Below are 26,420 nucleotides of genomic sequence, written 5' to 3' on the forward strand. Positions count from 1 at the left end.
GCGGGATCCATGGCACTGTTGACCCATGTCCGAGCTCTTTGCTGACTACGCAGCCGCCGCCCGCAAGACGCCCGCCTTCGACGAGATGTTCGATCCCGGGCAGTTCCCGCGCACCGAGTACGGCCAGGTCGCCGCGGCGCTCGACGAGCTGAACCTCGCCGACGTGACGGCGCGCGCCGACTCGATGGCGCGCACCTTCCTGGACCGCGGCGTCACGTTCGACTTCGCGGGCGAGGAGAGGCCCTTCCCGCTCGACATCGTGCCGCGCGTGATCGCCGGCAGCGACTGGGACGTGCTCGAACGCGGCGTGGCGCAGCGCGTGCGGGCGCTCGAGGCGTTCCTGAGCGACGTCTACGACAAGATGGCCGTGGTGTCCGACGGCGTGATCCCGCGGCGCCTGATCACCTCCAGCGCCCACTTCCACCGGGAGGTCGCCGGGTTCGCGCCGGCCGGCGGCGTGCGCGTCCACATCTCCGGGATCGACGTCGTGCGCGACCAGCAGGGCACCTTCCGCGTCCTCGAGGACAACGTGCGTGTGCCGAGCGGCGTCAGCTACGTCCTGGAGAACAGGCGGGCGATGGCGAAAGGCCTCCCCGAGGCGTTCGGTCAGCAGCACATCCGTCCGGTCGAGGAGTACCCGCGGCGGCTCCTCGCCGCCCTGCGCAAGACAGCGCCGCCGGGCGTCGAGGACCCCACCGTCGTCGTCCTGACCCCCGGAGTCTTCAACTCCGCCTATTTCGAGCACACCCTGCTGGCCGGCCTGATGGGCGTGGAGCTCGTGGAGGGACGCGACCTCATCTGTCGCGGCAACCGCGTGTACATGCGGACGACGGCGGGGGAGCAGCGCGTGGACGTCATCTACAAGCGCATCGACGACGAGTTCCTCGACCCCCTGCAGTTCCGGGCCGACTCGGTGCTCGGGTGTCCCGGGATCGTCAACGCAGCACGTGCCAGCATGGTCACGATCGCGAACGCCGTGGGCAACGGCGTCGCCGACGACAAGCTCGTGTACACCTATGTGCCCGATCTCATCCGGTACTACCTGGGCGAGGAGCCCATCATCGCCAACGTGGACACGTACCGGCTCGAGGAGCCCGACGCGCGCGAGGAGGTGCTCGACCGGCTGGACGAACTCGTCGTCAAGCCCGTGGACGGTTCCGGCGGCAAGGGCCTCGTGATCGGACCCGACGCCACCCGGGCCGAGCTCGATGTCCTCCGCGCGAAGGTCCTCGAGGATCCGCGCGGCTGGATCGCGCAGCCGGTCCTCCAGCTCTCCACCGTGCCCACGATGTCCGGCGGGCAGTTCAGCCCCCGCCACGTGGACCTGCGGCCCTTCGCCGTCAACGACGGCGAGGAGGTGTGGGTGCTGCCCGGCGGGCTGACGCGCGTGGCCATGAAGGAGGGCTCGCTCATCGTGAACTCCAGCCAGGGCGGCGGATCCAAGGACACCTGGGTGGTGGACGGCGAGGTGCGCGGCCCGGCAGGCGACGACGGACCTCGGGAGCGCCCGGCGGTGACCGTCCGCGAGCGCACCAGTGTCTGGCCGATCGAGACGAACTGGCAGGACAAGCAGTCGGAGCAGCAGCAGCAGTGACCGCTCCCGCACCCCGCATCCCGCACACGACCCCCCTGGAAGGCAGGCCCCATGCTCAGCCGGATCGCTGAATCCCTCTTCTGGATCGGCCGCTACGTCGAACGGGCGGACGGCACCGCGCGCATCCTGGACGTGCATCTCGAACGGCTCAACCAGATGCCGCTGCCCCAGCAGCGCGAGACCTCGCGCCAGCTGCTCGGCGTGATGGGCAGCCGCCCGGAGCAGGACGACATCGACCTCTCCGACCTGCTGCAGGCGCTCGCGTACGACCGGACGAGCGCCACCTCCATCGCCGGTGCCCTCGGAGCCGCCCGGGAGAACGCCCGCCGCGCCCGTGAGACCGTCTCCAGCAGCGTGTGGGAGAGCCTCAACACCACGTGGTACGGGCTCACGCAGCACCGCAAGGACGTCGTGGGCACCTACCGCTTCTGCCACTGGGTGGTGGAGCGTACCGCGATGGTGCGCGGCCTCTCCGACACCACGATGAGCCACGACGAGTCCTGGCAGTTCCTCGTCCTCGGGCGCAGCCTGGAGCGGGCGGACATGACGGCCCGGATGCTCTCCACGCACGACGTCCACGCGGCCGGCCTCTCCTGGGTCAACATGCTGCGCTGCGCCGGCGCCTACGAGTCGTTCCTGCGGACGCGCCGGGCGTCCTTCGGCGACCAGCAGGCCGCCGAGTTCCTGCTCCTGGACCGGTTGTTCCCGCGCTCCATCGTCTATGCGCTGAGCGACGCCGAGAAGTGCCTGACCCAGCTGAATCCCGCCTACCAGCGCGTCGGCTTCATCAACGACGCCAGCCGGATCGTGGGACAGGCCCGGACCTTCCTCGAGTTCCACCAGACGCGGGACCTGATGTCCGAGCTGCCCGAGCACATGGAACGCGTCCAGAAGGCCTGTGCGCGGGCCTCCGATGCCGTTTCCCGCACGTACTTTTCCCAGGCCGACGAGTTGTCCTGGGTCGGAGAGGTCTCATGACACGCCTGCTGATCGAACACCGCACCGGCTACGACTACCTGCGCCGGGTCTCGCTGTCCTACAACGAGGCCCGGATGACGCCGCTGACCGATCCGCAGCAGGTGGTCCTCGAGTCCACGCTGAAGGTGAACCCCTCGAGTGCCGCCGTCGCGACCTACCGCGACTACTGGGGGACACGCGTGACCTCGTTCGACGTCCACGTGCCCCACGAGCACCTGGAGGTCACGGCCGTCTCGACCGTGGAGGTCAGCCGGTCCGAGCGCGTCCCCGGCGAGGACGAGATCCTGCCCTGGGAGCACCTCGCGGCGCCGTCCCTCACGGACGATTTCTCCGACTGGCTGAGCCAGACGCCGCTCAGCGAGCCGGGGGAGGAGGTGCGGAAACAGGTCGCAGCCGTGACCGAGGGGTTGAACCCGCATGCGGCCGCCCACGCCGTCTTCGACTGGCTCAGGGCGGAGATGGACTACGTCCAGGGGGCCACCGGCGTGCAGACCAACGCACGCGATGCCTGGGCCGAGCGGAAGGGCGTCTGCCAGGACCTCGCGCACGTCGCCATCGGCGCCCTGCGCAGCCTCGGCATCCCCGCACGGTACATCTCCGGCTACCTCCACCCGCGACGCAGCGCCGGCGTCGGCGAGACGGTGGCGGGTCAGTCGCACGCGTGGGTCGAGTGGTACGACGGCGAGTGGCGCGGCTGGGATCCGACCAACAGCGGCCCGGTGAGCGACTTCCACGTCTCCGTGGCCCGCGGCCGCGACTACCGGGACGTCTCGCCGCTCAAGGGCATCCTCTCCGGCGGCGGGGGCTCCACCCTGAACGTGAGGGTCGCCATCACGAGGGTCGCCTAGCCCCGGGACACGGAAAGGCCCCCGGCGCGTGCCGGGGGCCTTTCGGCGCGTGCGTCAGGTGGTGGGGTAGGCCGGTGCGACGACCTGGCCCTTGCTGACGATCGTCAGCCCTGAATCCGTGACCGCGAACCCGCGGCTGCGGTCCAGTTCGAAGTCCACCCCGATCTGGGCGCCCGGCGGGATGCGGACGTTCTTGTCGATGATGGCGCGCCGGACCACGGCGCCCGCGCCGACGGTGACCTTGTCCAGGAGCACGCAGCCGGTGACCTCGGCGGCCTCGTCGATGAACACATCCGTCGCCAGGATCGACCCCTGCACTGCGCCGCCGGAGACGACGACGCCGGCCGACACGATCGAGTCGTGCGCCTCGCCGGACCGGCCCGACGCGCTCCGGACGAACTTCGCCGGAGGCGAGACGCTCTGCCGCGTGTAGATGGGCCACTGCAGGTTGTAGAGGTTGAAGAGCGGCAGGGGCGAGATGAGGTCCATGTTGGCCTCGTAGTACGAGTCCATGGTGCCGACGTCACGCCAGTACTGGCGGTCCCGGTCGGTGGCGCCCGGGATGTCGTTCGTCGTGAAGTCGTACACCGCGGCGTCGTTGCGCTCCACGAAGTAGGGGATGATGTCCCCGCCCATGTCGTGTTTGGTGTCGAGCCGTGCGGCGTCGTCCTCGAGGGCCTTGACGAGCGCATCAGTGGTGAAGACGTAGTTGCCCATCGACGCGAGGAAGCTGTTCGGATCGTCCGGCAGGCCCGGCGTCGTCGTCGGCTTCTCGACGAACGCCGCGATGCGACCGGGGTCGTGCTGGTCGACCTCGATGACGCCGAACTGGTCCACGAGGTTCATCGGCTGCCGCACGGCCGCGACGCTCACGGAAGCGCCGCTCTTCACATGGGCGTCGACCATCTGCTGGAAGTCCATGCGGTACACGTGGTCCGCGCCGATCACGACGACGATGTCCGGCTGGGCGTCGTGGATGAGGTTCAGGGACTGGTAGATGGCATTGGCGCTGCCGAGGAACCAGCTCTTGCCGCGTCGCTGCTGCGCCGGGACGGACGCGATGTAGTTCTGCAGCTGCGTGGACATCCGCCAGGTCTCGGAGATGTGCCGGTCGAGGCTGTGCGACTTGTACTGCGTCAGCACCACGATCTGGAGGTATCCCGAGTTGACCAGGTTGGACAGCGCGAAGTCTATGAGCCGGTAGCTCCCCGCGAACGGCACGGCGGGCTTGGCCCTGTCCGCCGTCAATGGCATCAGCCGCTTGCCTTCTCCGCCTGCCAACACCACGGCAAGTACTTTCTTCGGTGCCACTATCGACCCCCCGCTCTTCCTTGAGTGATCTGCCGTCCCGATCCGGACCGATCCGGCGTAGGTCCCACATCCCGGAACCCTTCCGGTCCACTTCACACTAGAGGACTCCGACGCACTGCACTACGTTGAGATAGTGCGAGTAGACATTGTGACCAAGGAGTTCCCGCCCGAGATCTATGGTGGCGCGGGGGTGCACGTAGCCGAACTGAGCAGGGTCCTGGCGCCGCAGGTCGACCTCCGGGTCCACGCCTTCGGTGCGCCCCGGCCGGAGGACTACCACGGAGCATCCGTCCTGTCCTACGGCGTCCCGGAGGGGCTCGCCGGAGCGAACGCCGCCGTGCAGACCCTCGGCACCGACCTCCAGATGCTCGACGCCATCGGAGGCGCCGACCTCGTGCACTCGCACACCTGGTACGCCAATATGGCCGGTCACCTCGCGTCCCTGCTGCACGGCATCCCGCACGTCCTGAGCGCGCACAGCCTCGAGCCGCTGCGCCCCTGGAAGGCCGAGCAGCTCGGCGGCGGCTATGCCCTCTCGTCCTGGGTGGAGAAGACCTCCTACGAGGCGGCCGCGGCCGTCATCGCCGTGTCCGCCGGAATGCGGGCTGACATCCTCCGCAGCTATCCCGACGTCGACCCCGGCAAGGTGCACGTGGTCCACAACGGGATCGACGTCGCCCAGTGGGCGCGGGACGAGGACGACGACGCGCTGCGCGCCCACGGGATCGACCCGGACCGGCCGAGCGTGGTCTTCGTGGGCCGCAACACGCGGCAGAAGGGTGTACCGTACCTCCTCCGCGCGGCCGCTCAGTTGCCGGCCGACGTGCAGCTGGTCCTCTGCCTGGGCGCCGCGGACACGCCGGAACTGGCGGCCGAGACCGAGGTGCTCATCACCGAACTGCGGGAGCGGCGCGGGTCCGTGGTGCTGATCGAGAAGATGCTGCCGCGCCGCGAGGTCGTCCAGATCCTCAGCCACGCCACCGTCTTCGCGTGCCCGTCCATCTACGAGCCCCTCGGCATCGTCAATCTCGAGGCGATGGCATGCGGCGCCGCCGTCGTCGCGTCCGCCACGGGCGGCATCCCCGAGGTGATCGACGACGGCGTCACCGGCACCCTGGTGCCCATCGAGCAGGTGCAGGACGGCACGGGCACGCCGCTCGATCCGCAGCGGTTCGTCGACGACTTCGCGGCGGCCCTGAACGCGCTCGTCGGTGACCCGGCGAAGGCGTCCGCGATGGGCGCGGCGGGACGGGAACGCGCGGAGCGGCACTTCGACTGGGGCTCCATCGCCGAGACGACGCTCGGGGTGTACCGCAGCGTCCTCTGATGTCCGCAGCGCGGTCCCTCCTCGGGGCCGCACTGCGGGCCGCGCTGCGGGCCGCAGTGTGGGCAGGACCCGCGGGCAGTCGGAAGTCCTGCCCAGGGTGCACGGTAGGTCGAGTACGACGGACACCCCGGACAGGACTCCACTACACAGCGTAGAACACGGCACTGACACCGTGAGTGACGAGGGGACTGACAGGCCGGGCTGATGCCCGGATCTCGACCCGGCGAAGCCTGCCGCGCAACGAGCGGCCAGGCGCTCCATCGGTGATCAGGAGGGCTGTCGACGCAGGACCCCGAGACCCTAGTGGTCGCTGTCCCGGTCTTCGGCTGGTTCTTCGACGTGGTGGATGGATTTCTCCTGGAGGAACTGGCAGAGCGAGGCCGCGAGGAGGAGCTCGGCGGCAAGCCCGTGGAGTTGGGCTGCGCTCAACGTCGTTTCAGCGTTCCGCATCCCGATGGTGACCGACCAGGTCGGGTCTCCGAGGGCGACGGGCTGCATATAGATCTCCGTGCCGTCGTCGCGCAGGGGGACGGTGACCAGGCCGGTGTCCGCGCCATCGAATCCCTCCTGCACGAGGACAGTGATCAGGGCGCCACCCTCGCGGGTGGTACGGAACTCCTCGACCCAGGATTCGAGGGTCTGCTTGCTTCGAAAGGGCATGAACACTTCCTGTTCTGACGGGGGTCAGCGCTGTGCAGGGACGCAGACCAGGACGAATACGCGGGCAAACGGTGTGTCCGCCGGAGGGGCTCTCGACCTCGCCGTCGAGAACAGCACTCACGGTGCGCGGCCTGTGGCGTACTTTCTCATTCTTCACTGATCGGTGACGCTGTTGCACGCCAGTTCGCTGACGGACGAGAGGAAGCGGCGCAACGTGTCTCACCCGTTGTGCTTCCCAGGAGTGTCGCCGGCGACGAATATCAGCCGCGAATCATGGCGCCGCGGATCGAGATCCACGGCGCCGCGAACGGCCGGCGCAGCAGCCGCACCCTGTTCCCGATCATCCGAGCTCGAGTGGTCTCGCCGAAGCACCATTGCTTCTGGCACGCACCGTTCGTCGTCCCGGCCGCGGGGTCGCGGGTTACGGACTCGACCAGTGAGGTCTATCCTGCCGTGCAGGATCAGTTGTCCCCAGGTACGACGATGGTTTCGCCGGCCAGGTGAAGGGGCGCAGGTGGCCGTTCGGGCCCTACTCCCGCTGTGCCCGAGTGAAGGATTTCCCGACACGACGCTTTCTTGAGGAGTCACGCCGATGAGGAGACCGCCTTATGCAGGTCCGAACAACACCGACGACTTCGACAACCTCAGCCCCGACGAAGCCCTCAGAGCCTTCACCTCGTACCGGCTGCTGGGGGACTGTTTCGAGCAAGCGAGCGACGACGACCTGGCGTTGCATGGCCGGCTCATCCAGGACTGGAAGTCCCTGTTGAAAGACCGTCAGGAACAGGCGCAGCGAGCCGAGAGGGAGCTGGCAGCGGCCGTCCGGCTGGCACGCAATGAAGGCGCGAGTTGGAATGACATCGCCCGCACCCTGCAGCTGCCGCTCGAGGAGACGCGCGCCCACTTCGACTGGCCCTACGGAGAGTTCTGAAGTGACCGGTGGTGCGACATCCGGCTACTGGAACGCTGGATGCACGGTGGACCGCTCCCGTCCGAGCAGCCCACGCCGCTGCGATGCCTCACTCTGCAGTAACAGCGGTTCGGCCCGTGATGTCCTCAGGGGCGATGCACGATCCGGCTTGTTGCTCTTGACAACCGTCGGGCCGCGAACGGACGATGAAGTCGTTAAGGAAAGCGGTTTCCCAACTGGGGAGGCTCTGGGCTTTCTTCTGTACCAGGACATCAAGGGAGATGGTTATGGTTTCATTCGTCCACCCACGAAGATCACGACGAGGACTGGGAGCGGCGGCAGTGGCCGCCGTTGCTGCTGCAACGCTGGTGAGCGTGCCTGCATCAGCTGCGCCGGAGGACACGCCGGTCCGGCAGATGGAATACCTCGATCGGGCCCCGGTCGCCGTGACGACCGAAGGGGGAGTCTATGTCGGCTGGCGGATGCTCGGCCTCGACCCCGAATCGATCGGGTTTCACGTCTACCGCGACGGCGTGCGCATCACTGAAGACCCGATCACCGGGAGCACGAACATGCTCGACGCGGCAGGGACCAGTACCTCTGTCTACCGCGTGACCGCGCTGATCGACCAGCGCGAAGTGACGGTCACCGATGAGTTCAGCCCGTGGGGGGATAAGTCCCTGGACATCCCGCTCCAGCGCCCGGCAGGAGGAACGACTCCGACAGGGGAGACCTACGAGTACGAAGCCAACGACGCATCGGTCGGAGACCTCGACGGCGACGGCGAGTACGAGATCATCCTCAAGTGGAACCCGACGAACGCGAAGGACAACTCGCGCTCCGGTTACACCGGCAACGTCTACCTGGACGCCTACACGCTCGACGGCACGCGGCTGTGGCAGATCGACCTCGGCCGCAACATCCGTGCCGGAGCGCACTACACCCAGTTCCAGGTCTTCGACTACGACGGTGACGGTCGAGCCGAAGTCGCGATGAAGACCGCCGACGCCACAGTCGATGGTGCCGGCGTCGTCATCGGCGACGCCGCGGCGGACCACCGCAACACGAGCGGCCGCATCCTCGCCGGGCCGGAATATCTGACCGTCTTCGAGGGCACTACTGGTGCGGCCCTCGACAGCATCGACTACGTACCGGCGCGCGGAGAGCTGGCCTCCTGGGGTGACACCAGCGGGAACCGGATGGACCGCTTCCTGGCGGGCACGGCCTACCTCGACGGTGAGACCCCGAGCATGATCTTCAGCCGCGGGTACTACGCCAGGACCTCCATCGCCGCGTTCGACTTCGTCGACGGCAGGATCCAGGAGCGCTGGTCATTCGATTCGACCACTGCCGGCAGCCAGTACGCGGGCCAGGGCAACCACAACCTCTCCATCGCAGACGTCGACGCCGACGGCGCCGACGAGATCGTCTTCGGATCCATGACGATCGACAGCGACGGCACCCCGCTGTACACCACCGGCCTCGGCCACGGCGACGCGATGCACGTCACGGACCACATCCCCTCCCGTGACGGGCTCGAGGTCTACTCGGTGCACGAGAGCATGACGAGCAGCGGACAGCGTGCGGCAACGATGCGTGATGCCGCAACCGGCGAGATCCTCTGGTCCATCCCCGGTACCCGTGACACCGGTCGCGGAGCTGCAGGCGACATCGACCCGACCCATGAGGGCAACGAGGCGTGGGCGATCGGAGGGACCTACAAGTTCTACTCCAAGGTCGGGTCACTCCGCGCAGCCGACGGCACGGACCTCGGCACGAGCATCCCCGCGGCGAACTTCCTCACCTGGTGGGACGGGGACCTGCTGCGTGAGATCACCGACCACGACTACACCGACCCGCTGGAGCTCGCCACCGGTGCGACCCCGACCATCTCGAAGTGGGACTGGGAGTCGACGACAGAAGAACGGCTACTCACCCTCGACGGCGCACTCACCGGTAACGGCACCAAGGGGAACCCGGCCCTGCAGGCCGACCTGTTCGGTGATTGGCGCGAAGAACTCGTCTACCGCAGTACCGATCACTCATCGCTGAAGATCCTCACCACCACCGATGTCACCGAGCACCGCATCCGCACCCTGATGCACGATCCTGTGTACCGTCTCGGCGTCGCATGGCAGAACACCGCCTACAACCAGCCCCCTCACACGAGCTTCTTCCTGGGCGAGGGGATGACGACGCCTCCCGCTCCGAGCATCGCCTACGTGAATGCTCCGGTGCCCGACGAGACAGCACCAGTCGTCACAGGGCTCAAGGACACGAAGGTCGGTGCCAAGCGCGGACTCACGCTCGACATCCGAGCAGACGACGCCGAGTCGGGCGTCCGCTCACTCACCGTCACCTTCGACGGGCAGGAGATCACCGGAGTCGACGGCCGATACGAACTGCCCATCGAAGGGCTCAAAGGCAGCTTCGAGCTCACCGCCACTGCGGTCAACCACGCCGGTATCGAAACCACCGCAACGGCTGCGATCACCGTACGACCGGGCAACGGGAAGGCCCAGTAGCTTCTCCAGGAGAAGCTGACGGGTCCGCGCGGATATGGGCGGTGGGGAAGTGCTCCCCGCCGCCCATACTGCTGCAAGCCGATGAGGCGGGTACTTGGGACGAAGGACCCCCTTCGATTCCGGGGAATGGTTGCACGGGGCTCGAGCCGTTCGAGTGTCTCGTGATGCTTCAGGTCGACGAGACGTCTGATCGAGAAATAATGCGTCAGACGGTGCCGGCTAGCTCCCGAAGTGCCCGTCGATGTGCGTCGAAAGCCGCGTCTCCGGGCTGGGTCAGTGACCGCCACATCACCCGAGGCGTAGTTCCCGCCGGGGGGTGTTGTGACGGCGGCGCTGCCCCACCACCGACACCTAACGCCATGCTGTGCTTCGCCCTGCATGCGCCAGAACGACCGGGTGCCGCGGAAGTGACGCGGTTCAGGCTACTCGTGGCTTCCGTGGGCGGAACGGATCCAGGTCCACGGTAAGACTCAGGGCATGGGGGACAGGGTCGGCGCATACGAGATCGTGCATCATGGCCAGCCACCGCAGGGCGCTGGCTTCCTCGGTGAAGTACTCGCCCGGATACACGGCCCGCAGATAGGGACCGGCGAGAACCTCATCCATGGCACCCTGGCCGAACAGCGCTGCAGCAAGAACGTTGCGGGAGGAGGACAGGACACGGCGGGCACCAGCACTTACACCCATGATGTTGGCGACCGTCAGGAGGACGACGTACTGCCGGTTGTCCGTCAGCTCGAAGCATCGCCGCAGGATCATCAGAGCATCTACCTCGGAGATGACGACGTTCGTCCTGGCACGCACGGAGACAGCGCAACGCTCGAAGCGGACGACGTCGAATCGGTCGTCGAACGTGTAGGCCTTGATCACTGGGTCTTCCTCACTGGATGATGGCATGGTGCTGCCTTCGCAGCGTCGGCACACCAACTCAACACATCAGCATTGGGAGACCAGTCGGAGATCCGATCGTCATTTTACTAGGAAGCGCCGTCCCCACTGAGCGTCGACAGCCGGGGTAGCGAACGCTCGGACGCGATCCGGCGACTCCCACCAGGCGGCGGACGTCGAGATCGGAGCTACCGGAGGGACCAGCCGCCGGAATCGGAGCCGAACTCCCATCAAGGGTCCTCACTCATCAGATTCCTCCGCCGGCGGCTCGGCGAGCATTCCCTCCAACTACCAGTTCCTCCGCGTCATCCTCCGACTGGCGTTGCCTTCGCTTTCCATATGCCACCTGTCGGCGGGAAATGCTCGAGATCCAGAGTCGGTGACTCCGCTGTATTGCTGGCTACCTGCGGTCGCGGGCCATACCTGCTTCGGTGGTGCGTGCGTCTGTGGTGGCTCTGCGGGGTGGTGCTGCCTCGATGAGGTCGAGGTCTGCCGTGCCGAACCTAGGGATTCCCGGCGCTGGCCGGATGCACCGACAGGGCATCGCCTATCGAACGCGTCGTGATGGTATCCGGCCGGATAGGCTGTGGGCACGACTGCGTGGAGTCGCTGGCTGCTCGGGCTCGACCGTATTCGGCGTGTAGTGGCTCGGTAGAGTCGTCTCGTTCTCGCCGCTTAGGACCGTGCACGTCTACCGGAAAGCTCACCATGACACTGATGGCATTGATCCTGACCGCCTTGGCTGCCGTACTGCACCTCTACATCTTCTGGATGGAGTCCCTCGCGTGGGAAGGTCCTCAGGCGCGTCGCACGTTCGGGCCGGCCAGTGATGCCGAGGTCAAGGTCACGAAGAGTTTCGCGTTCAACCAGGGTTTCTACAATCTCTTCCTCGCCCTCATTGCTCTGGTGGGCATCGTCGTGTTCGTTGCGGCTGACGCCGGTGTCGGCGCGGCATTGATACTTGCCGGGGTCGGGTCGATGGCTTCCGCAGCGTTGGTCTTGTTCGTCTCAAGTCCGACCAAGAGGAGCGCAGCTATCAAGCAAGGAGTTCTCCCCGTCTTCGCAATCGTTGCGACCCTGATCGCCGTCAGCTAGCTCATCGGGCAGCGAAGGAACGGCCCTGTCGTTGTTCGGCGACATACGGGGCTAGGCGTTCGAGAAGGGCGTCGAGAGGAGTTCCCCAGACAGAGGGAGCCCCGTGATTCCGGGGAAGAGGTGGCACGGCAATCGACCCGTTCGAGTGTCGTGTGAAGCTTCAGGGTTACGGGACGTACCTCCGCGGCCGGGTGGCAGCTGGGAACCACGGGCCCCGGCCGAACCGCAACGCTGCTCCCAGTCGTTTGACAATGTCGGCCGCCCCTCACCATCATGCAGTGACGATCGGCGGCGACGGGCCGCCGGCGTCCCGAGAGAAGGATCGTCTCCATGCCCACCACGATCTTCATCAACCTGGCCGTCAGTGATCTCGCGCGATCCCGGACGTTCTTCGAAGCGCTCGGGTACTCCATCAACGAGGGCTTCAGCGACGAGAATGCCGTGAGCGTGGTGATCAGCGACACGATCACCACGATGCTGCTCACGCGGGAGTTCTTCGCCGAGTTCACCAGCAAGTCGATCATCGACGCCACCACCTCGACCGAGGTGCAGCTCGCCCTCAGCGCTGAGAGCAAAGAGGAGGTCGACGACGTTCACGCAAAGGCCCTCGCAGCGGGCGCGACGCCCGCCGGCGAGCAAGACCACGGCTTCATGTACTCCAAGAGCTTCGACGACCCCGACGGCCACCACTGGGACTTCGTGTGGATGGACCCGGAGGCGGCAGCAGGCGACGCACCGGAGCTGAGCCTCGAGGAGATGCGGGAGAACACGACGCACAGCTGAGCCACGCCCCGGTCGACTCACGCATTCGAACGACGGCCCCGGGCCGCAAGGAAGCCACGGGACGCGCACGGCCGCCGATTCTCCTCTGGGCCAGCAGACCGTCGGGAACTAGTGGTTTCCGCTCCGCAGTCCGGTGGCAGGCATTCATGGCCCGGGAGGGTATTGCTCCGGTCGTGGCGAGGTGTTCGGCCACGTCGATGAGTTTCGTGTTGGTGTAGAAGCCGGCTTGTGAGCATGACGAACGCGTTCTGAGCGGTGATGCCTATCGCTCCATGAGCGATGCATTTGGCGTGGCCGACGACGTCGCGGGAGCACATGGCGTCGCTGGTGGTTGCTGCTGGGACGAGCCACAACTTCGGATTGACGGACTGTGTGTCTCGACATGGGCGGCGTTCCTCGAAGTCGAGAAGCGAAGGCCCGGATGCGAGTGGAACGAAGTAGCATGTGAGCGGCAAGGACCACGGACATCACCGTGGTCCGTCTGCATTTCGGGGCTCCGGTCGGTTCTGGTGGGCTGGGAGCGGCGGCTCTTGTCCACGCGCGGGACCTACCGCGTGGAGTTGGAGCGGTTCGCCCAGGGCAGGCGTATCCTGCTGATCCCGATGACGAGGGCGCCGAACGCGGCGAACGCGACGGCAATGACGACGACGTAGAGGGCGACGGATCCATAACCGGTAGCAGGGTCCAGGAACGGGTAGGGCACCCAGCCGTCGGTGGCACCACGAACGAGGACGACCGCGCACCATGTCAGTGGATAGACAAGGGTCAGCCCGATAGTTGTGAAGGGCAGGGGGTGTCGGTCAGTGGCGAGGAGCCAGTCGAGGAACGCGTAGATGGGGAACGCGACGTGCAGGACCCAATTCGCCCAGGCCAGATCGACTCCGCCAGCAAGACCTGCCAGCAGCAGGTTGTAGACGACGCCGACGACGACCATGAAGGTGGTCACCGCAGCCCGTACGGGCACAAGCCACACCGGAGCCGGTCGTCGGCCGAGTTCCAGGACCGCGGCGATCAGAAGAACCAGTGCAGTCATGATGTTGCTCTGCATGGTGAAGAACCCGAAGAAGTTGAACGGATTGATCGTTGTCCTCGACGCGGTATCGAGGAACGTCGCAACCACTGCCGTACCCACAGCGGAAGCAGCAATCAATCGAGCCACAGGGCGCACCAAGCGGAACTCCGACCGCGAGTCCTGGGATGAACTGGTCGAGCGAGTGACCGGCGCGCTCACGAAGTATGCCCCTGCGCAATCCGAACTCTGTTCCTGCCACGCTCACTGCTCATGCTGAACCTTCCGATCGAGGTGCGTCTATTCGTCGTCCTAGGGCAGTACCTGTGTGCTCTCTCCAGTCTGATTGAAGCTGGCCACCCACACGTGCAGAACCATGGCCTCGTCAGAACTGAGTTCGATTCTCACTGACGTCACTCGTACCCTCACCGCTAACATCGACCTCCGGTTCGTGCCGGTTCCTTCATACACTGCAGTAAGGTTTGCTCCCGCACCACAGTCGCTCCTGGCCGTACAGCGAGACTCCATCGGGGCAGTGGCGATCCCTACCGAGCAAGTGATCTCGAAAAGCCCCGTCTCGAGCGTGCCCGACTGCTCTGACCTTTCCGATTGGAGCTTATCGGTCGCCGCTTTCGGCCTCATCACTCCCGCTGGATACGGGTGTAACGGAGTACTGGGCGATGATGACACCGGTAGTGGTGGTGACGGACCGTTGCAGCGTCAGATTTGCCCGGTCTGCAGCTCCGAACAGGGCAGTCCCCTGACCCAGCACGATGGGGTGAATCTGCAGAATGTATTCGTCGACCATGCCGGCTGTATGCAGGGCGCGAACAAGCTCGCCGCTCCCAAGGATTGTGATGTTCCCGTCCGTTCGATCCTTCAGGTCGCGGACGGTGTGTGTTGCCTCACCGGTGAGCAGCGTCGAGTTTGGGTGGTCGAGCTTCATGGTGGACGGGTTTGGTGCGCGGGAGACTACGTACTTCTGTACCTGCGTCAGATACTGAGTGAAGGGGTTCGGGTCCGTCGCTGCCGTCCAGTAGCCGAGCATGTCCTCGTAGGTCCGGCGGCCGAACAGCATCACCCCCTCACCGGTCATCCTTTCACCCATGAAAGTCATCGACACCTCGTCCTGATAGCCGGCCCCCCATCCGCCGCGCGCGAACCCGCTGCGGGTGTCCTCGTCAACCCGGCCAAGGCCCTGCATGATTCCGTCGAGGGTCACACTCTCCGTCACACTGATCCGTCCCATAATCCGATCTCCTTCCAGATCTTCTTTCGTCATCTACTCAGACGGAACAGCTCCACGAATGTCATCGGCCTGGATCATCAGAGGCGGTGATCCATAGCAATCGTTGCCTATTTCTTCGGGTTTAGCCTCGGATTGGATTAAGGATGGTGCGGAAGACTCGAAGCTGAAGCGCGGCTTCCGGCTGGGTGGTGGCGCTGTACTCGTGCCAGGTACTTCAGGGGAAGTTGCCGTGGTGCCGGTCTCGAAAGGAACACATTCCATGACCACGCAAATTGCTTTCCAGAATCGCCTTGAGCCTGAACCGGACGAGGCGGAGCCAGCGCCCTACGCGACCAAGGGCAAGCTCGATCGCATTGTCGGCCTGGTGATCGTCGGTCTCGTCACGCTGGCCGCAGCCCTGCTTTGGCTGGCGGTCGCTGTGAACGGCCCCGAGACCACGGTCGCCGATCCGCACGACGCTGTGGTCGGTGTCTGGAGCCTCCTCTACAACTCCGACGCCCCGGATCTGAACGTCATCCTCTCCGCGATCGCCCTCGCACTGCTCGCAGGAGCAGGACTCGCCGTGGTGGAACGCCGGATCGCGACGAAGGCGCGTCGGTCGATGAACCCGAACCACCAGCCCCTTGCCCCCAAGGTCGTCATGGCCGCCAACCGAGGCGTGTTCGCCGGCGAGGTCACGATCACAGTGCTCATCCCGGCGCACAACGAGGAGGCCTCCCTCCCGCAGACCATCGCGTCGCTGCAGAGCCAGTCGCACCGGCCGGAGCGCATCATCGTCGTCGCCGACAACTGCACGGATGATACCGTCCGCGTCGCCCGCGAGGCCGGTGTCGAGGTGATCGAGTCGGTCGGCAACACCCACAAGAAGGCCGGCGCCCTGAACCAGGCGCTCACCAAGGTCCTGCCGCAGCAGGGGGACAACGACGTCGTCATGGTCATGGATGCCGACACACAGCTCGATGACGGCTTCCTCGCCAGCGCCGTGGCGCGCTTCGTCGATGATCGCGCGCTCATGGCGGTCGGTGGACTCTTCTACGGCGAGGACGGGCACGGGCTGATCGGCCAGTTTCAGCGCAACGAGTACATCCGCTACTCACGCCAGATGCGCCGCCGTCGCGGACGGGTGTTCGTACTGACGGGAACCGCCTCACTGTTCCGGCCGGTGGCGCTGCGCACCATCGCCGCCAGCCGCGGCAGGACCATCCCCGGTACACCGAGTGATGTGTACGACACTGCTTCCCTCACGGAGGACAACGAACTCACCATCGCCCTCAAGTCCCTCGGAGGCCTCATGATCTCGCCACAGGACTGCACCGTCGTGACCGAGCTCATGCCGTCGTGGCGCACCCTGTGGAACCAGCGGCTCCGCTGGCAGCGCGGAGCGCTTGAGAACATCGGCGCCTACGGTGTCACAGCTCCCACCATGCGGTATTGGGCGCAGCAGCTCGGCATCGGGTACGGGGTGATCGCTCTGACTTCCTACCTCGCGCTCATTCTGATCACCGTCGTGGCACTCGAGACGTGGATCTGGTTCCCCTTCTGGCTGGGACTCGGACTGCTGTTCACCGTCGAGCGCGTCGTCACGGTGTGGAAGGGCGGGTGGAGAGCACGGCTGCTGGCTTTGACCCTCTTCCCCGAGCTGTTCTTCGACATGTTCCTCAACCTCGTCTACGTCAAGGGCGTCGTCGATCTCTCCTTCGGCCGTACGGCCAGCTGGAAGCACCTCACTCACGCCGCCCCGGCACGCTCGCTCGAATCCCAGGAGGCCTAGGCCATGTTCAGCACGTCAGCAGGACCTATCGTCCCCACTGGTATCCTCCTTCCGGAGTCGGTGCTGCACTCGAATCTGTTCGCCATTCTCGCGGCGTTCGTAGCGATCAATACGGTCATCTACGCCTCGCTGGCCCTGTCGAATGTCCTGCCGAAGATCTACCCGTCGGATTGGGTGACCAACCGGAACCGCCGCGCCGAGACCAGGGGCATCTATCCCGACCTTCGAAAGTAACGGGCACGGGCTACGCATGACACCTGTTGTTCGCCATTTACCGGCATGCGGGAGGAACAGCAAGCTCCGCGACATCGCGGCCGCCGTCGTCGCATCCGTCAGTCAACAGCAACCAGCAACCCGCTTCGAGCACTGACCGAACGCGCGGCCGACATGTGATGACGGCCCGTAGGATCCTCAAGTACCCGCCGTGTGTCCGCCGTCAGCGTTGGTCGCCGCGAGGCGGGGCCGCAGGACTCGCGCGTCATTGCTTTTGCCGAGCGATTCCGGCTCCAATGCCACATCCGACACGCCTGCCGTCCTTAGCGGTCAGCGCCTCTGGTCATATGGGTGATTGTTTCGTGCGAGCCGGATACTGCACTATCCTTGGAAAACTAAGCAGGCTGATAATTGGTTGTGTGCGTTACCGCAGTCCCTGGTTCGGCCTCATCTCACTGTCGCCTCGGGTTGTTGGTTCAGGTTCGCGAGGATGGGCGGGATCGGAGGTCCTATGAACGGCCGAACGCAGATCAGGCTCACTGCCCTTGCCCTGTCCAGCGCAAACATCTCGGTTGGTGAGCTGTGGGTGAAGTACTACGCCCTGGGTGGTGAGGTGTCGGAGTTCGAGGTGGAGGCATATCTCGGGGGACTGCTCATCTTGTCGGGAAGTGAGCGCACCATTCTCGCGGATGCGATGAATGAGCTCCTTGAGGGCACGTCCGTGGACATCCAGGTTCCCCGCAGCGAGGACGACGAGGCCGCAGAGTCACCGGAGGACTCCCGTAAGTTGCTGGGGGCGCTGGGGGTGTTTTTGTTTACGGAGGAAGAGGCGGAGCAGGAACGCCTTGATGCTGTCGCTGGCACGAATCTTGTGGACTCGCCGTTCGAGGAGCGGTTTGACCGGTACACGCAGCAGGCCCGGGACCATTTCAACGTCAGCTCATCGATCGTGGCTCTGATCGACGATCACAGGTTGTTCCTGAAGTCGGTCATCGGGCCCATCGAGCAGAACATGCCGCGGGAGATCACGTTCTGCAACGCGACGATCCGTAACGCTGGACCGTTGATCGTTCCGGATGCCCGTGAAGATGACCGGTTCAGGACCAATCCCCTGGTGACGAGGGAGCCCTTCATCCGGTTCTACGCCGGCTACCCCTTGCGTGGGCCCGGGGGCTGGACCGTCGGAACGCTGTGCGTCATTGACCAGAAGCCGCGTGGTTTCTCGGCCCAGGACGGGCGTTTCCTGCGCAAACTCGCCAGCCTCGTCGAAGACGAGATCAACGCCTGAGCTTTGCCGTCACTGCCGACCGTTGATCGTTGTCGGGTTCCGGTGCGGGTGTGTGCAGGCACGTGCTGGAACGGTGAGGCGCGGTGTCGAGGATCAGCTGTCGAAGTGCGTGATGACGGGTTCGTGCTGTCCGATCGAGTTCAGGATGTCCGCGGATAAGTCGCGTAGCTTCACGTTCCGGTTCGAGGACGCTTTTCGCAGGATCGCGGTGGCTTCTTCCTGGCCGCACCGGTTCTGGCCCATGATCGCCCCGATGGCCATATCGATGCTGGTGCGAGATTCCATGGCGGCCCGCATGTTCGTGCTTGCTTCGGTGAGCTTGGCTACCCGCACGGCGAGGCGGAGGGACTGGGATGCGTCACGGGCGAATCCTTCGGCGACGCGGATACCTTTGGCGTCGAAGGTGTTCGGTTCGGTTGAGTAGAAGTCCAGGCCGGCGCTGGCTCCTTCGTCGAGGCGGATGGGAATGCCCAGGGCTGAGCGTAGCCCGTGGCCGGCGATCGCTTCGCGGTACTCCGGGAACCGGGTCTCGGTCAGGAAGTCTCGAATGTGGACGGTGATTCCTTCGCGGGCTGCACGCAGGCAGGGCCCGTCGTCGAACCCGTACTGCACCTCATCGACCTGGCGGGCCTTCTCGCTGCTGCTAGCCACTGTCACCATCGACCTTGGGCGCAGGAGAGTGATGCCGCAGAACACGTCGCCGTAGGGCCCAGTGAAGGCCTGGGCTGCGACGGACACCAGTCCGTTCAGGAACTCCTGAACGTCATCGCTTTCGAGCACCATGTTCTGCAACTGGGCTGTGACGCTGTCCCGCTCAGCTTCACGGGCCAGTTCTTGCTCATCCGGCATTGAGTCCTCATTCACGTATGAAAAGAGGCGGAGGAAGGCTCGCTGCTGAACCATGGGTCACCTCATGAACCTATGAAATGCTACGGCACCCTGACGGGACCGGACGTGAATGACCCATCACGGACCGCGGCAAGGACTCCGCAGGTGCGTGTTTGGCCTGGCTTATGCGGCCAGTGACGACGCTTTCTGGAACGAGGCATAGGCGTATGCGAACTGCTGTGCCTCACGCCGCAGCCGGACTGGCAGCAACGTGCTGGGGTGGGCGGCCCTGGAAAGATCAGCCAGCGCTGTGTCAACGGTCAGGGCCAGGCGCGTCGCCCCGGTCATGCTCGCGCTGACTCCCAGGCTCGCCAACGCCGTGATCATCTCGTCCCTGTCCTTGCCTGCAGCCAGCGCCTCGGTGATCCTCTCGAGTCGTGATGGAAGCATCGAGATGAAATCCGCGACGAAGCAGGTCGCGGCGGCCGGGGACAGGTCCGCTACCAGGACATCAAAGGCACGGTGCTCGAAGTGTGGAAGGGCATCAGGTGCCCCGTTGGCCCTCATGCCTGCAGCATCGAGTGCAGCAGGGAACCCCACGACGGTGCCAGCGCCTCGCGGCGCTCGAACTCCTCAGCAACATCCGCTGCCCGGAACTCGGTTTCCGGGTTCAGCCCGAACTCGTGACTGTATTCGTGATCGACCTGGCGCTGAACCCTGCTGTGCAGGACCTGCAACTCGATGTCCTCAAGTGCTGCGAGGTCCTCGGGGAAAGAATTGGTGGGTACAAGACGAGAATTCATAACTACTCCTGAAAAGAGGGGAAAACGCGAGAGGGAGGAGGTGCCGGCACATGCGACGAGGATCGGCATGACGGCGAGCTGGTGCTGTTCAGCAGCACAGTCCGGGCCCCGGACGGACAGCACAGGCGGGACAGGAGTCCTGCAGCTGCTGTTCGGCGGGGGAACAGGCCGGTGGTGTGGAGAAGGTGTTCGGACTGTCAGGCGGCGACGGGTGAAGCTACGCGTGAGGTGTCAGACAGGGCAGCGGACCCGGTAATGCGGACCGGGGCCGGGGCGCTGTGCTGGCTCTGGTGTGTGGAGATGTGCGGGGGAGCCGAGTGGCACGCCTCCAGGAGGAGGCGGGTCGCGTCAGCTTCCACCGTGGCCGCCCGCGCGATGTCGATGGTGACGATGGGGTTGCCCGGTAGAGCGCGGGCACGCTGTATGAGGGGCACAAGGGCCCGGTAGTTCGTGGTGGTGAAGCGGCCTCGAACGGAGATCGTTGCTTCGTTATTCGCGAGGTCGACCCTGATCAGGGTGAGAAGGCGGTCGTACATGGTGGCTCCATCAACGGAAAACCGGTTGGCCGCTTGCAGGACCAGTCATCAGCATAAGGCAGTCGAACCCCGTATCAGAACATGGCATCACGGAGTGTTTCCACGACGTCCGCTTGCCCTGACCTTTTGCCGGAAGGGCAGCACAGTTAGTGGGTGCATAGACGTGGTTCAAAGGACCACGAGAATGCCGGACGACCCATGATTCCGTGCGCGACCGAGGCCGTATGTGCCGCTGTTGAGAGCATTCAAACCCGAGAGTGCGAGCTGGCCTCATCGCGCCGGCGGAATGCGCGCTGAAGGATCCTTGAGCGGGACCACGGGTGGGGTGCGGAACGAAGTGGTGATCAGGTAAGGAATTCTGGTCTGACCTCGGCGACGTCGGTTAGCTCTGCCTGGAGTTGTTGCGCGAGGGTTTCGCCTGTCGCACGCCAACCGGAAGGCAGCGGGTCGTCCAAACCCCGGTTCGACCAGGCTTCGTTCCAGTCGTACAGCGCGCTGCTGAGGCCCGGTGAGAGCTTTAGGTCGGAGCCGGTGAGGTTGTATTCCTCCGAGTAGTTCTCCCAAAGAGGCCATCCCGACACCCACTCCGGGAACATGCGGATAACTCGTTGCCCGGTTGGCAGCACCGTCGGTAATCCGCGGCGGTGTTTCGCCCTCAGGTACCTGTCCTGCATGTGCCCGCGCAGCTTCCAATCTTGGGGCGAGCCAGGGATGTCGTTGTAGTCCATTCCGGACAACCAGATCAGGCCGCGTGCACTCTGCGGATCATCGTGGACGAGAGCCAGCGACCACAACTGCTCGTCGTTGTTGGATGTATCGGTTGCCAGCTCCAACGCTTCTTCGATCGTTGCGTCGATGATGTCGAGGGTGGCAACTGCGTTTCCTGGTCCCTCGAACACGTACAGGCGATAGCGGGGGTGGTACCCCTCCCACCTTGGATCTCGTTCGTCCACACTTACTGCTTGCATCACACCAACCTACGTGCCGAAGACAGCCACGGAATATGCTCTACCTACCGATCCCGTTGCGGGATCCCTCAGCGGGACGGCGACGCCGGACTGCTTGTTCCTGCCTCCGGCAGGCTTGACGGCAGTTGTACTTTCTTCCCACGGTCGTCCTTGTCCGGAATTGACTCCGGCATTGGACCGGCCGTCGACGAGACGGCGCGTTCATACACCCCGCCGAATCCGATTCTCGTGACGTCTTTCAAACGGAACCGATCCAGGAACGACTCCCACTGTCCATGCTCATCGATCGTGAAGAGCCACAGACGCTTGTTACTCCACTTGACCGGGACACCGATGAGCAACTGTTCGGGATGTTTGTCCTCCCTGTAGAGCGAGACGACTCCTGCCGCCTTGGCGGCTGTCTGTATGGGTTGTTCAGGATTTCCGAGGTCTGCGGTCAGGACCGGGCTGTGCGGGGGCCACTGGTTGTTTTCCCGGACGAAGCCTATAAAGGTATCGAAGACCTTGGCTCGCTTGATCGAACTGGTTCGAAAGGCCACGTAGCCGTCCCGAAGTACCCCCTCGCGCAGTTCAGCCACGACAACCCACCCCTCAGACAGGCCCACCACCACACCGAATTCGGTTCTCAAACCACCGACGTCGCGAAGGATGCGCAAAGGAAGGGATTGTTCTTGGGAGACGAAGAGGAGCTTATCGATCTGCGTTCGGCCCTTGGCTGCTGTACCCATGTGCCGAATCTAGGTCACCTTCGGTCCGTTCTACCTCCGACTCGACGAGTCGCTTCGAGCTATCAGCTAGCAGCACCGTTCCAAAGGAGCACGCATTTACCTGCCGAGCCCACAGTGCAGCGTGTGAGGATCCCCCAGCGGGACAGCCTTCACGTGTTTCCAGGGGAGGCGACTGACCTACTTCTACCGAAGCCGGCAACTATCTGCGGTGGCTTCCGGAAGATCACGACGATTGGGATAAGGCATAAAACAGCCAAAGCAGCGTCGCCACCGCCCCAGGTATCGGTGAGGGCTGACCGCAGAAAGGCAAGGCTGAGAGCAAGAAGCACCGAGAATGCGGCATAGAACCCCCAGCGGCGACGGCGCGCCCACCAGCTTGCAGACGATCCGCGCGGCGCCGACATCGCAACTGGTGCCACGTTGGCAAGTGCGCCATCGCGAGTCGAGGGAGAGATGAGGGGCAGCAGGTAGATCAACATCGCCGCAAAGACGGGCTGCAGGTTACCGGTCAGGAGGGTCAGAAGCCCCGCAACGATGGGCATCCCGATGAAGAGAAGTAGCTGCGCTCTTCTTCGCCTGTGTCCGTTCGGGCTTCCCTGCTCCTGGTTCGTCACGAGTACAGACAACCATGGACTCAAGCTTTCGCGGATATGCCGGGACGCGGTCGCAACGCTAGTGGTTGCCGCGCTCCCTTGCCTGCGTCTTTCGCAGCCGTGACATCCCGATGATGAACCCGACTGTTGCCAAGATTGGGAACAGGGGAAAACCCAAACTTCCATCCAGGGAGGCAAGAATCCATATCACCCATAGGATGATGCTGAGCCCCAGGGCGACAGCTACACCTTGCTTAACCTGTGTGGAGTTGTACTCCTGTTTTCCCGGACCTGAACTGGGTGTCGTCATGCCCTGATCCTGACCCCAGGGAAGGGACCTCGCAAGCTGAAAATCGACCACCCTTATACCGATCCTCAGCCGCACACGCTTGTGCCGCGGCAATGAAGATCAAACGGTGAGTGCTTTTACAAAGACGTCGTCGGTCTCGGTCGCCCGCTGCTTTTGTCCGTCGTCGTCGACGTACTGGTAAGTGGTCGTTGTTGTTCGTCCCGTAGGAGTGAAACTCAAGCGCTCATAGAGCCGGCGCGCACCGTCATTCTCGGTGCCGACCCCGAGGTAGAGCTTCCTGAATCCCGCCCGCACGGCGTAGGCCTCGGTCCAGGCGCACAGGGCTGTCCCTATGCCCGCGCCTCGAGCGGATTCCTGCACAAAGAGGTGCTTCAGCTCCGGAGTGTGTTCGGAAACGAGATCCAGCACGACGGTCCCGGCCGGTTGATGCTTGTACCAAGCCGCTGCGTAGACAACGGTGCCGGTGGCCTGGTGCTTTAGGAGATTGCGGGCGATGCCCGCTCCCGGTGGCTCTATCGCTTCCAATGCGGCCAAATCACCCTCAGTACACTGCCGGATCTGAATCTCGTCAGTCACGCTGCCCCCTTGCCTAGTGCCGCCCCCGAGCCTACCGAGGACAACACCCCGGATTACCTCTATCCCGCTGAGAGATCCCTGATCGGACGGTTCATGCGTGAGCTGTTTGTCTTTACCCCCTGCGGCGGAAAAAGCCGGCGAGGGCGGCTTGAGCATCATCCAGGGCGCGGTCGTACGCGGCAGTATCGAAGGTGATGGGTGGTGCGTTTGTGATCAGAGCATCTTCGGTGATGCCGTTGGACTCATCAAGCCACCCAAACCTCTGCCACGTCACTGTGCTCTGGCCCCGACTAACCTGCACGCCGAGGATTCCGTCCGATACGTCGAAACATTCCCCACAATAAAACAGCTCAGCGGTCATGGGTCTATTTCCGGGACTTGACCCACGGAGCTGGCCTAGCTGTATCAGAGCTTCCCGCATCGATGATCGAAAGAGGCGAGTGACTAGGGGCGGTACGGGTACGTCGAAGTCATACTCCGGTTGTTCCCAGTCCCGCCACCACAATCGCAGAGGCCGGCCATCAATGAGGATGTCTAACCGCTTGCTCTCTCGACGTCTTGAGCGGCGGGATCTGTGGCTGAACTCCGAAGCGACAAAGTCAGGATCCTGCGGACGGAACGTCAGGACGTTCAAGGAGCTCATCACCGCATCCTAAGCGGAAGGCGTACGCCGATCCCTCACCGGGACGACCTTGAGTCGATGCTGCCCGATTTTGTCGAAGTCATCACTGGCTAATCCGTGGAAACGGGATCGCGCAGTTGGTCGTCATGAAGTTGATGATGCCGCAGTCCTACACTGACTACTGAGTAGGTCCAGCGGGCGAGGAAGTTTTCTCCGTGATTTTGAGGCCGATTTTGAAACGAACATTGGAGCGCAGTTGGAGCCGAAGCGTGAGCATGTGTTGCGATCAGCTCGTTGGGGTCTGTGCTTTGGGTCGCTAGCTCTAGCGATACTTGCGGCGATCATTTGGTCCGAGGGTAGGCCCGTAAGAGCCGCCATCGCTCTCGGCGTGTCAGCACTTTTCTTAGGTATCTCGATCTACCTAACAACCAAAACCTCGGCATCCGATCGCCCGAGGCAGTAGCTAGCTCGTGCAGCATCCGTCGTGGACGACTATGTGCGTCACGTAGGGCGATCCCTCTGTGGTACCTAGTGCGTGTGTTGCCGGTGCGAGGTTGGCCGGCGGCGGATCTGCGGTACCTGTTGGAGTTCTTCTGCTGTTGCAAGACTCTTATCGAGGGAGAGTAGGGACAGGAGCTGGAGGGGGCGGCCTGTTTCCGCTGCCGCCTGAAGCTTGTGATGACCATCGAGCAGGAAGTGAGTTAGCCCCCAGTGCCGGTAGTAGTCCGTACTGTTGAAGGTCGCCGGCGCGCAGATGTCGAGCGTCGAGACGGCCACGGCGGTTGGTTGGGAGGAGGCTTGAAGGCGGTGAGCCTGTTCGGCGACGACGCTCTGATCGTTGTAGGTCGTCGGCACCATCGGCACGATGAACTCATACATGTGGGCGTCGTCGGTTACCGCGGATTGCCAAGTCCGGTAGTAGGGCACTTGCGGGTGCTCGGGTAGCCCCCAAAAGTCGTTCACGCCCCAGGTCGCTACCTGTTCTTCGCTGAAGTAATCACCGGTTCGCCCGGGCGCGGTGAGCTGAGGCTGGATCTGGAGGAGCATCGGAAGGTAAGTGCCGGGTTCCAGGACCTGGGAGAAGGCTTCGAGCACGCGCTCATCAATGTGCTCAAGCCCGGTGGTGAGTGTTGCTTGAACCGCGGGGAGGGAGAGTGTCTGGGTCGAGCCTTCAAGTCGCTTGAACAGGAACTGGCAGGTACCGCACCAGAAGGACAGTTCGAAGGCATCCTCGTCGTCGCGGCGTAGGAACCGCCCTCTGGTCGTGTCGTCGTTGAATCGAAGCACTGCAGTGTTGGCGTTACCCAGAGTCCGTGGCTTGCCCTCTTCAATCAACATGAGCGCAGTCTATGGAACAAACAAAACGATGACTCCTACCCCGCTGCGGGACAGCCGTTCTTACAACAGTCCTGGTGCGCGGGTACGCAGAACCATCCCGTATCAGGATCGGCTTACGGACTGGACCCGCGGGTAGCTTATTCTCGCCAATATGGAATCTATTCGCCCCTTATCGAGGCCTCTCGCTCGATTCACCATCGTCTTGGCAAGTGCCCTGCTGTTGCTCGGAGTGATCAACCTGTTCGCGAATACTGAACGAGTCGCGTCCTGGCTGCCGCTCATCGCGATGATGCCATGGTTGTTGTACGGAGGCGTCTGGAGCTTGCGTCACCAAGAGGAGCAGTAGGACCAAAGTGCGCCGCTTTAGGAGAAGCACGGTAGCCGATCGTCGAACGGACTCCGCTTATGAGCCGCCCTTTGAACCTGGTTGAGTCGGATTGCGCGGGTCACGACCGCGTTCTCTCCAGTACTCGTCACGCTGAGCGCGGACGAGGCGGACGAGGAGTACAATCGTCGCGATGACCGCGAGCACTTGAACAACGAGAATCGCCCAATACCAAGCAGAATCGCTGCCAATCAGCACTCCTGCCCAAGCGGCGACAAGTGAGATGACTAGTGCGATCATCATCGGAGCTTTGAGCTGCTTGCTACTTGCCATATTGGTTCCCG

Annotated in this window: 28 protein-coding genes; 11 read left to right on the forward strand and 17 right to left on the reverse strand. The window is 64.1% G+C overall.

The window, feature by feature from the left end:
- Positions 1-25 precede the first annotated feature (25 nt).
- From AC0Z9V_RS01720 to AC0Z9V_RS01730, 3 genes are read left to right on the forward strand one after another with little or no spacing between them, the layout of a single operon-like run.
- Positions 26-1,594, forward strand: a complete 1,569-nt coding sequence (locus tag AC0Z9V_RS01720) for a circularly permuted type 2 ATP-grasp protein (protein ID WP_485140516.1) — start codon at positions 26-28, stop codon at positions 1,592-1,594.
- A gap of 51 nt (positions 1,595-1,645) precedes the next feature.
- Positions 1,646-2,572 (forward strand): alpha-E domain-containing protein, encoded by a 927-nt coding sequence (locus AC0Z9V_RS01725; protein WP_133081908.1) that lies wholly within the window; start codon positions 1,646-1,648, stop codon positions 2,570-2,572.
- Positions 2,569-3,420, forward strand: a complete 852-nt coding sequence (locus tag AC0Z9V_RS01730; protein ID WP_459289481.1) for a transglutaminase family protein — start codon at positions 2,569-2,571, stop codon at positions 3,418-3,420. The genes AC0Z9V_RS01725 and AC0Z9V_RS01730 overlap by 4 nt, the downstream gene beginning before the upstream one ends.
- A gap of 54 nt (positions 3,421-3,474) precedes the next feature.
- On the opposite strand, the gene glgC is transcribed toward AC0Z9V_RS01730, so the two are convergent.
- The gene (gene glgC / locus AC0Z9V_RS01735) at positions 3,475-4,734 is read right to left on the reverse strand and encodes a glucose-1-phosphate adenylyltransferase (protein ID WP_133081972.1); all 1,260 of its coding nucleotides are present in this window, start codon (positions 4,732-4,734) and stop codon (positions 3,475-3,477) included.
- Between the two features lie 130 nt (positions 4,735-4,864).
- On the opposite strand from glgC, the gene glgA reads away from it, so the two are divergent.
- Positions 4,865-6,058: a glycogen synthase gene (gene glgA, locus AC0Z9V_RS01740; RefSeq protein ID WP_208739416.1), complete on the forward strand. Its 1,194-nt coding sequence runs from the start codon at positions 4,865-4,867 to the stop codon at positions 6,056-6,058.
- 300 nt (positions 6,059-6,358) lie between these two features.
- On the opposite strand, the gene AC0Z9V_RS01745 is transcribed toward glgA, so the two are convergent.
- The gene (locus AC0Z9V_RS01745) at positions 6,359-6,718 is read right to left on the reverse strand and encodes a hypothetical protein (protein ID WP_133081911.1); all 360 of its coding nucleotides are present in this window, start codon (positions 6,716-6,718) and stop codon (positions 6,359-6,361) included.
- 592 nt (positions 6,719-7,310) lie between these two features.
- Between AC0Z9V_RS01745 and AC0Z9V_RS01750 the strand changes: the two genes are divergently transcribed.
- Both AC0Z9V_RS01750 and AC0Z9V_RS01755 read left to right on the forward strand, forming a co-directional pair.
- Positions 7,311-7,649 carry a hypothetical protein gene (locus AC0Z9V_RS01750; RefSeq protein WP_208739415.1) on the forward strand — a complete coding sequence of 113 codons (339 nt, stop codon included), beginning with the start codon at positions 7,311-7,313 and terminating at the stop codon, positions 7,647-7,649.
- Positions 7,650-7,909: 260 nt separating this feature from the next.
- Entirely contained in the window at positions 7,910-10,153 is a 2,244-nt protein-coding gene (locus tag AC0Z9V_RS01755; protein ID WP_485140517.1) for a rhamnogalacturonan lyase, read from the forward strand.
- 417 nt (positions 10,154-10,570) lie between these two features.
- Here the strand turns inward: AC0Z9V_RS01755 and AC0Z9V_RS01760 are convergent, their stop codons facing one another.
- On the reverse strand, positions 10,571-11,050 hold the full coding sequence (locus AC0Z9V_RS01760; RefSeq protein ID WP_485140518.1) for a DUF7793 family protein: 480 nt from the start codon (positions 11,048-11,050) through the stop codon (positions 10,571-10,573).
- Positions 11,051-11,758: 708 nt separating this feature from the next.
- Here AC0Z9V_RS01760 and AC0Z9V_RS01765 point away from each other — a divergent pair.
- Both AC0Z9V_RS01765 and AC0Z9V_RS01770 read left to right on the forward strand, forming a co-directional pair.
- Positions 11,759-12,136 (forward strand): DUF1304 domain-containing protein, encoded by a 378-nt coding sequence (locus tag AC0Z9V_RS01765; protein WP_485140519.1) that lies wholly within the window; start codon positions 11,759-11,761, stop codon positions 12,134-12,136.
- Positions 12,137-12,466: 330 nt separating this feature from the next.
- Positions 12,467-12,919, forward strand: a complete 453-nt coding sequence (locus tag AC0Z9V_RS01770; RefSeq protein WP_485140520.1) for a VOC family protein — start codon at positions 12,467-12,469, stop codon at positions 12,917-12,919.
- Positions 12,920-13,466: 547 nt separating this feature from the next.
- Here the strand turns inward: AC0Z9V_RS01770 and AC0Z9V_RS01775 are convergent.
- Both AC0Z9V_RS01775 and AC0Z9V_RS01780 read right to left on the reverse strand, forming a co-directional pair.
- Complete coding sequence (locus tag AC0Z9V_RS01775; RefSeq protein ID WP_208739412.1) at positions 13,467-14,051, reverse strand: Pr6Pr family membrane protein; 585 nt, start codon at positions 14,049-14,051, stop codon at positions 13,467-13,469.
- Positions 14,052-14,544: 493 nt separating this feature from the next.
- On the reverse strand, positions 14,545-15,210 hold the full coding sequence (locus AC0Z9V_RS01780; RefSeq protein WP_459267875.1) for a dihydrofolate reductase family protein: 666 nt from the start codon (positions 15,208-15,210) through the stop codon (positions 14,545-14,547).
- A 226-nt stretch (positions 15,211-15,436) separates the two neighbouring features.
- Between AC0Z9V_RS01780 and AC0Z9V_RS01785 the strand changes: the two genes are divergently transcribed.
- The 3 genes from AC0Z9V_RS01785 to AC0Z9V_RS01795 all read left to right on the forward strand — a co-directional run bounded on the left by AC0Z9V_RS01785 (position 15,437) and on the right by AC0Z9V_RS01795 (position 18,449).
- A complete protein-coding gene (locus tag AC0Z9V_RS01785; RefSeq protein ID WP_208739410.1) occupies positions 15,437-16,948 on the forward strand; it encodes a glycosyltransferase family 2 protein in 1,512 nt (503 codons plus the stop codon).
- 3 nt (positions 16,949-16,951) lie between these two features.
- The gene (locus AC0Z9V_RS01790; protein ID WP_459267877.1) at positions 16,952-17,182 is read left to right on the forward strand and encodes a hypothetical protein; all 231 of its coding nucleotides are present in this window, start codon (positions 16,952-16,954) and stop codon (positions 17,180-17,182) included.
- A 490-nt stretch (positions 17,183-17,672) separates the two neighbouring features.
- Entirely contained in the window at positions 17,673-18,449 is a 777-nt protein-coding gene (locus AC0Z9V_RS01795) for a GAF domain-containing protein (protein ID WP_485140521.1), read from the forward strand.
- A 93-nt stretch (positions 18,450-18,542) separates the two neighbouring features.
- On the opposite strand, the gene AC0Z9V_RS01800 is transcribed toward AC0Z9V_RS01795, so the two are convergent.
- From AC0Z9V_RS01800 to AC0Z9V_RS01855, 12 genes are all read right to left on the reverse strand, one after another.
- On the reverse strand, positions 18,543-19,352 hold the full coding sequence (locus AC0Z9V_RS01800; RefSeq protein ID WP_485140522.1) for an ANTAR domain-containing protein: 810 nt from the start codon (positions 19,350-19,352) through the stop codon (positions 18,543-18,545).
- A gap of 108 nt (positions 19,353-19,460) precedes the next feature.
- The gene (locus tag AC0Z9V_RS01805; RefSeq protein WP_133081919.1) at positions 19,461-19,844 is read right to left on the reverse strand and encodes a hypothetical protein; all 384 of its coding nucleotides are present in this window, start codon (positions 19,842-19,844) and stop codon (positions 19,461-19,463) included.
- Positions 19,841-20,080: a hypothetical protein gene (locus AC0Z9V_RS01810; RefSeq protein WP_133081920.1), complete on the reverse strand. Its 240-nt coding sequence runs from the start codon at positions 20,078-20,080 to the stop codon at positions 19,841-19,843. Before AC0Z9V_RS01810 ends, AC0Z9V_RS01805 begins: the two co-directional genes overlap by 4 nt.
- 197 nt (positions 20,081-20,277) lie before the next feature.
- Complete coding sequence (locus tag AC0Z9V_RS01815) at positions 20,278-20,616, reverse strand: hypothetical protein (protein ID WP_485140523.1); 339 nt, start codon at positions 20,614-20,616, stop codon at positions 20,278-20,280.
- A gap of 344 nt (positions 20,617-20,960) precedes the next feature.
- Entirely contained in the window at positions 20,961-21,515 is a 555-nt protein-coding gene (locus AC0Z9V_RS01820; RefSeq protein ID WP_485140524.1) for a hypothetical protein, read from the reverse strand.
- Positions 21,516-21,652: 137 nt separating this feature from the next.
- Complete coding sequence (locus tag AC0Z9V_RS01825) at positions 21,653-22,312, reverse strand: hypothetical protein (protein WP_485140525.1); 660 nt, start codon at positions 22,310-22,312, stop codon at positions 21,653-21,655.
- A gap of 149 nt (positions 22,313-22,461) precedes the next feature.
- On the reverse strand, positions 22,462-22,926 hold the full coding sequence (locus AC0Z9V_RS01830) for a hypothetical protein (RefSeq protein WP_485140526.1): 465 nt from the start codon (positions 22,924-22,926) through the stop codon (positions 22,462-22,464).
- A gap of 58 nt (positions 22,927-22,984) precedes the next feature.
- Positions 22,985-23,215 (reverse strand): hypothetical protein, encoded by a 231-nt coding sequence (locus AC0Z9V_RS01835; RefSeq protein ID WP_485140527.1) that lies wholly within the window; start codon positions 23,213-23,215, stop codon positions 22,985-22,987.
- Positions 23,216-23,314: 99 nt separating this feature from the next.
- Entirely contained in the window at positions 23,315-23,791 is a 477-nt protein-coding gene (locus AC0Z9V_RS01840) for a GNAT family N-acetyltransferase (RefSeq protein WP_485140528.1), read from the reverse strand.
- A 112-nt stretch (positions 23,792-23,903) separates the two neighbouring features.
- Positions 23,904-24,152 carry a hypothetical protein gene (locus AC0Z9V_RS01845; protein WP_485140529.1) on the reverse strand — a complete coding sequence of 83 codons (249 nt, stop codon included), beginning with the start codon at positions 24,150-24,152 and terminating at the stop codon, positions 23,904-23,906.
- 789 nt (positions 24,153-24,941) lie between these two features.
- Positions 24,942-25,751: a hypothetical protein gene (locus tag AC0Z9V_RS01850; RefSeq protein ID WP_485140530.1), complete on the reverse strand. Its 810-nt coding sequence runs from the start codon at positions 25,749-25,751 to the stop codon at positions 24,942-24,944.
- A gap of 403 nt (positions 25,752-26,154) precedes the next feature.
- Complete coding sequence (locus tag AC0Z9V_RS01855; RefSeq protein ID WP_485140531.1) at positions 26,155-26,409, reverse strand: hypothetical protein; 255 nt, start codon at positions 26,407-26,409, stop codon at positions 26,155-26,157.
- Positions 26,410-26,420: the final 11 nt, after the last annotated feature.

Source organism: Arthrobacter sp. UYP4 (assembly GCF_057291175.1).

What these genes read in the sequence shown, in the direction of transcription:
- AC0Z9V_RS01720 (WP_485140516.1), top strand. Translation starts at nt 26, where the DNA reads ATGTCCGAGCTCTTTGCTGACTACGCAGCCGCCGCCCGCAAGACGCCC.
- AC0Z9V_RS01725 (WP_133081908.1), top strand. Translation starts at nt 1,646, where the DNA reads ATGCTCAGCCGGATCGCTGAATCCCTCTTCTGGATCGGCCGCTACGTC.
- AC0Z9V_RS01730 (WP_459289481.1), top strand. Translation starts at nt 2,569, where the DNA reads ATGACACGCCTGCTGATCGAACACCGCACCGGCTACGACTACCTGCGC.
- AC0Z9V_RS01745 (WP_133081911.1), bottom strand. Translation starts at nt 6,718, where the DNA reads ATGCCCTTTCGAAGCAAGCAGACCCTCGAATCCTGGGTCGAGGAGTTC.
- AC0Z9V_RS01750 (WP_208739415.1), top strand. Translation starts at nt 7,311, where the DNA reads ATGAGGAGACCGCCTTATGCAGGTCCGAACAACACCGACGACTTCGAC.
- AC0Z9V_RS01755 (WP_485140517.1), top strand. Translation starts at nt 7,910, where the DNA reads ATGGTTATGGTTTCATTCGTCCACCCACGAAGATCACGACGAGGACTG.
- AC0Z9V_RS01760 (WP_485140518.1), bottom strand. Translation starts at nt 11,050, where the DNA reads ATGCCATCATCCAGTGAGGAAGACCCAGTGATCAAGGCCTACACGTTC.
- AC0Z9V_RS01765 (WP_485140519.1), top strand. Translation starts at nt 11,759, where the DNA reads ATGGCATTGATCCTGACCGCCTTGGCTGCCGTACTGCACCTCTACATC.
- AC0Z9V_RS01770 (WP_485140520.1), top strand. Translation starts at nt 12,467, where the DNA reads ATGCCCACCACGATCTTCATCAACCTGGCCGTCAGTGATCTCGCGCGA.
- AC0Z9V_RS01780 (WP_459267875.1), bottom strand. Translation starts at nt 15,210, where the DNA reads ATGACGAAAGAAGATCTGGAAGGAGATCGGATTATGGGACGGATCAGT.
- AC0Z9V_RS01785 (WP_208739410.1), top strand. Translation starts at nt 15,437, where the DNA reads ATGACCACGCAAATTGCTTTCCAGAATCGCCTTGAGCCTGAACCGGAC.
- AC0Z9V_RS01790 (WP_459267877.1), top strand. Translation starts at nt 16,952, where the DNA reads ATGTTCAGCACGTCAGCAGGACCTATCGTCCCCACTGGTATCCTCCTT.
- AC0Z9V_RS01795 (WP_485140521.1), top strand. Translation starts at nt 17,673, where the DNA reads ATGAACGGCCGAACGCAGATCAGGCTCACTGCCCTTGCCCTGTCCAGC.
- AC0Z9V_RS01800 (WP_485140522.1), bottom strand. Translation starts at nt 19,352, where the DNA reads ATGGTTCAGCAGCGAGCCTTCCTCCGCCTCTTTTCATACGTGAATGAG.
- AC0Z9V_RS01805 (WP_133081919.1), bottom strand. Translation starts at nt 19,844, where the DNA reads ATGAGGGCCAACGGGGCACCTGATGCCCTTCCACACTTCGAGCACCGT.
- AC0Z9V_RS01810 (WP_133081920.1), bottom strand. Translation starts at nt 20,080, where the DNA reads ATGAATTCTCGTCTTGTACCCACCAATTCTTTCCCCGAGGACCTCGCA.
- AC0Z9V_RS01815 (WP_485140523.1), bottom strand. Translation starts at nt 20,616, where the DNA reads ATGTACGACCGCCTTCTCACCCTGATCAGGGTCGACCTCGCGAATAAC.
- AC0Z9V_RS01825 (WP_485140525.1), bottom strand. Translation starts at nt 22,312, where the DNA reads ATGGGTACAGCAGCCAAGGGCCGAACGCAGATCGATAAGCTCCTCTTC.
- AC0Z9V_RS01835 (WP_485140527.1), bottom strand. Translation starts at nt 23,215, where the DNA reads ATGACGACACCCAGTTCAGGTCCGGGAAAACAGGAGTACAACTCCACA.
- AC0Z9V_RS01845 (WP_485140529.1), bottom strand. Translation starts at nt 24,152, where the DNA reads ATGACCGCTGAGCTGTTTTATTGTGGGGAATGTTTCGACGTATCGGAC.
- AC0Z9V_RS01850 (WP_485140530.1), bottom strand. Translation starts at nt 25,751, where the DNA reads ATGTTGATTGAAGAGGGCAAGCCACGGACTCTGGGTAACGCCAACACT.
- AC0Z9V_RS01855 (WP_485140531.1), bottom strand. Translation starts at nt 26,409, where the DNA reads ATGGCAAGTAGCAAGCAGCTCAAAGCTCCGATGATGATCGCACTAGTC.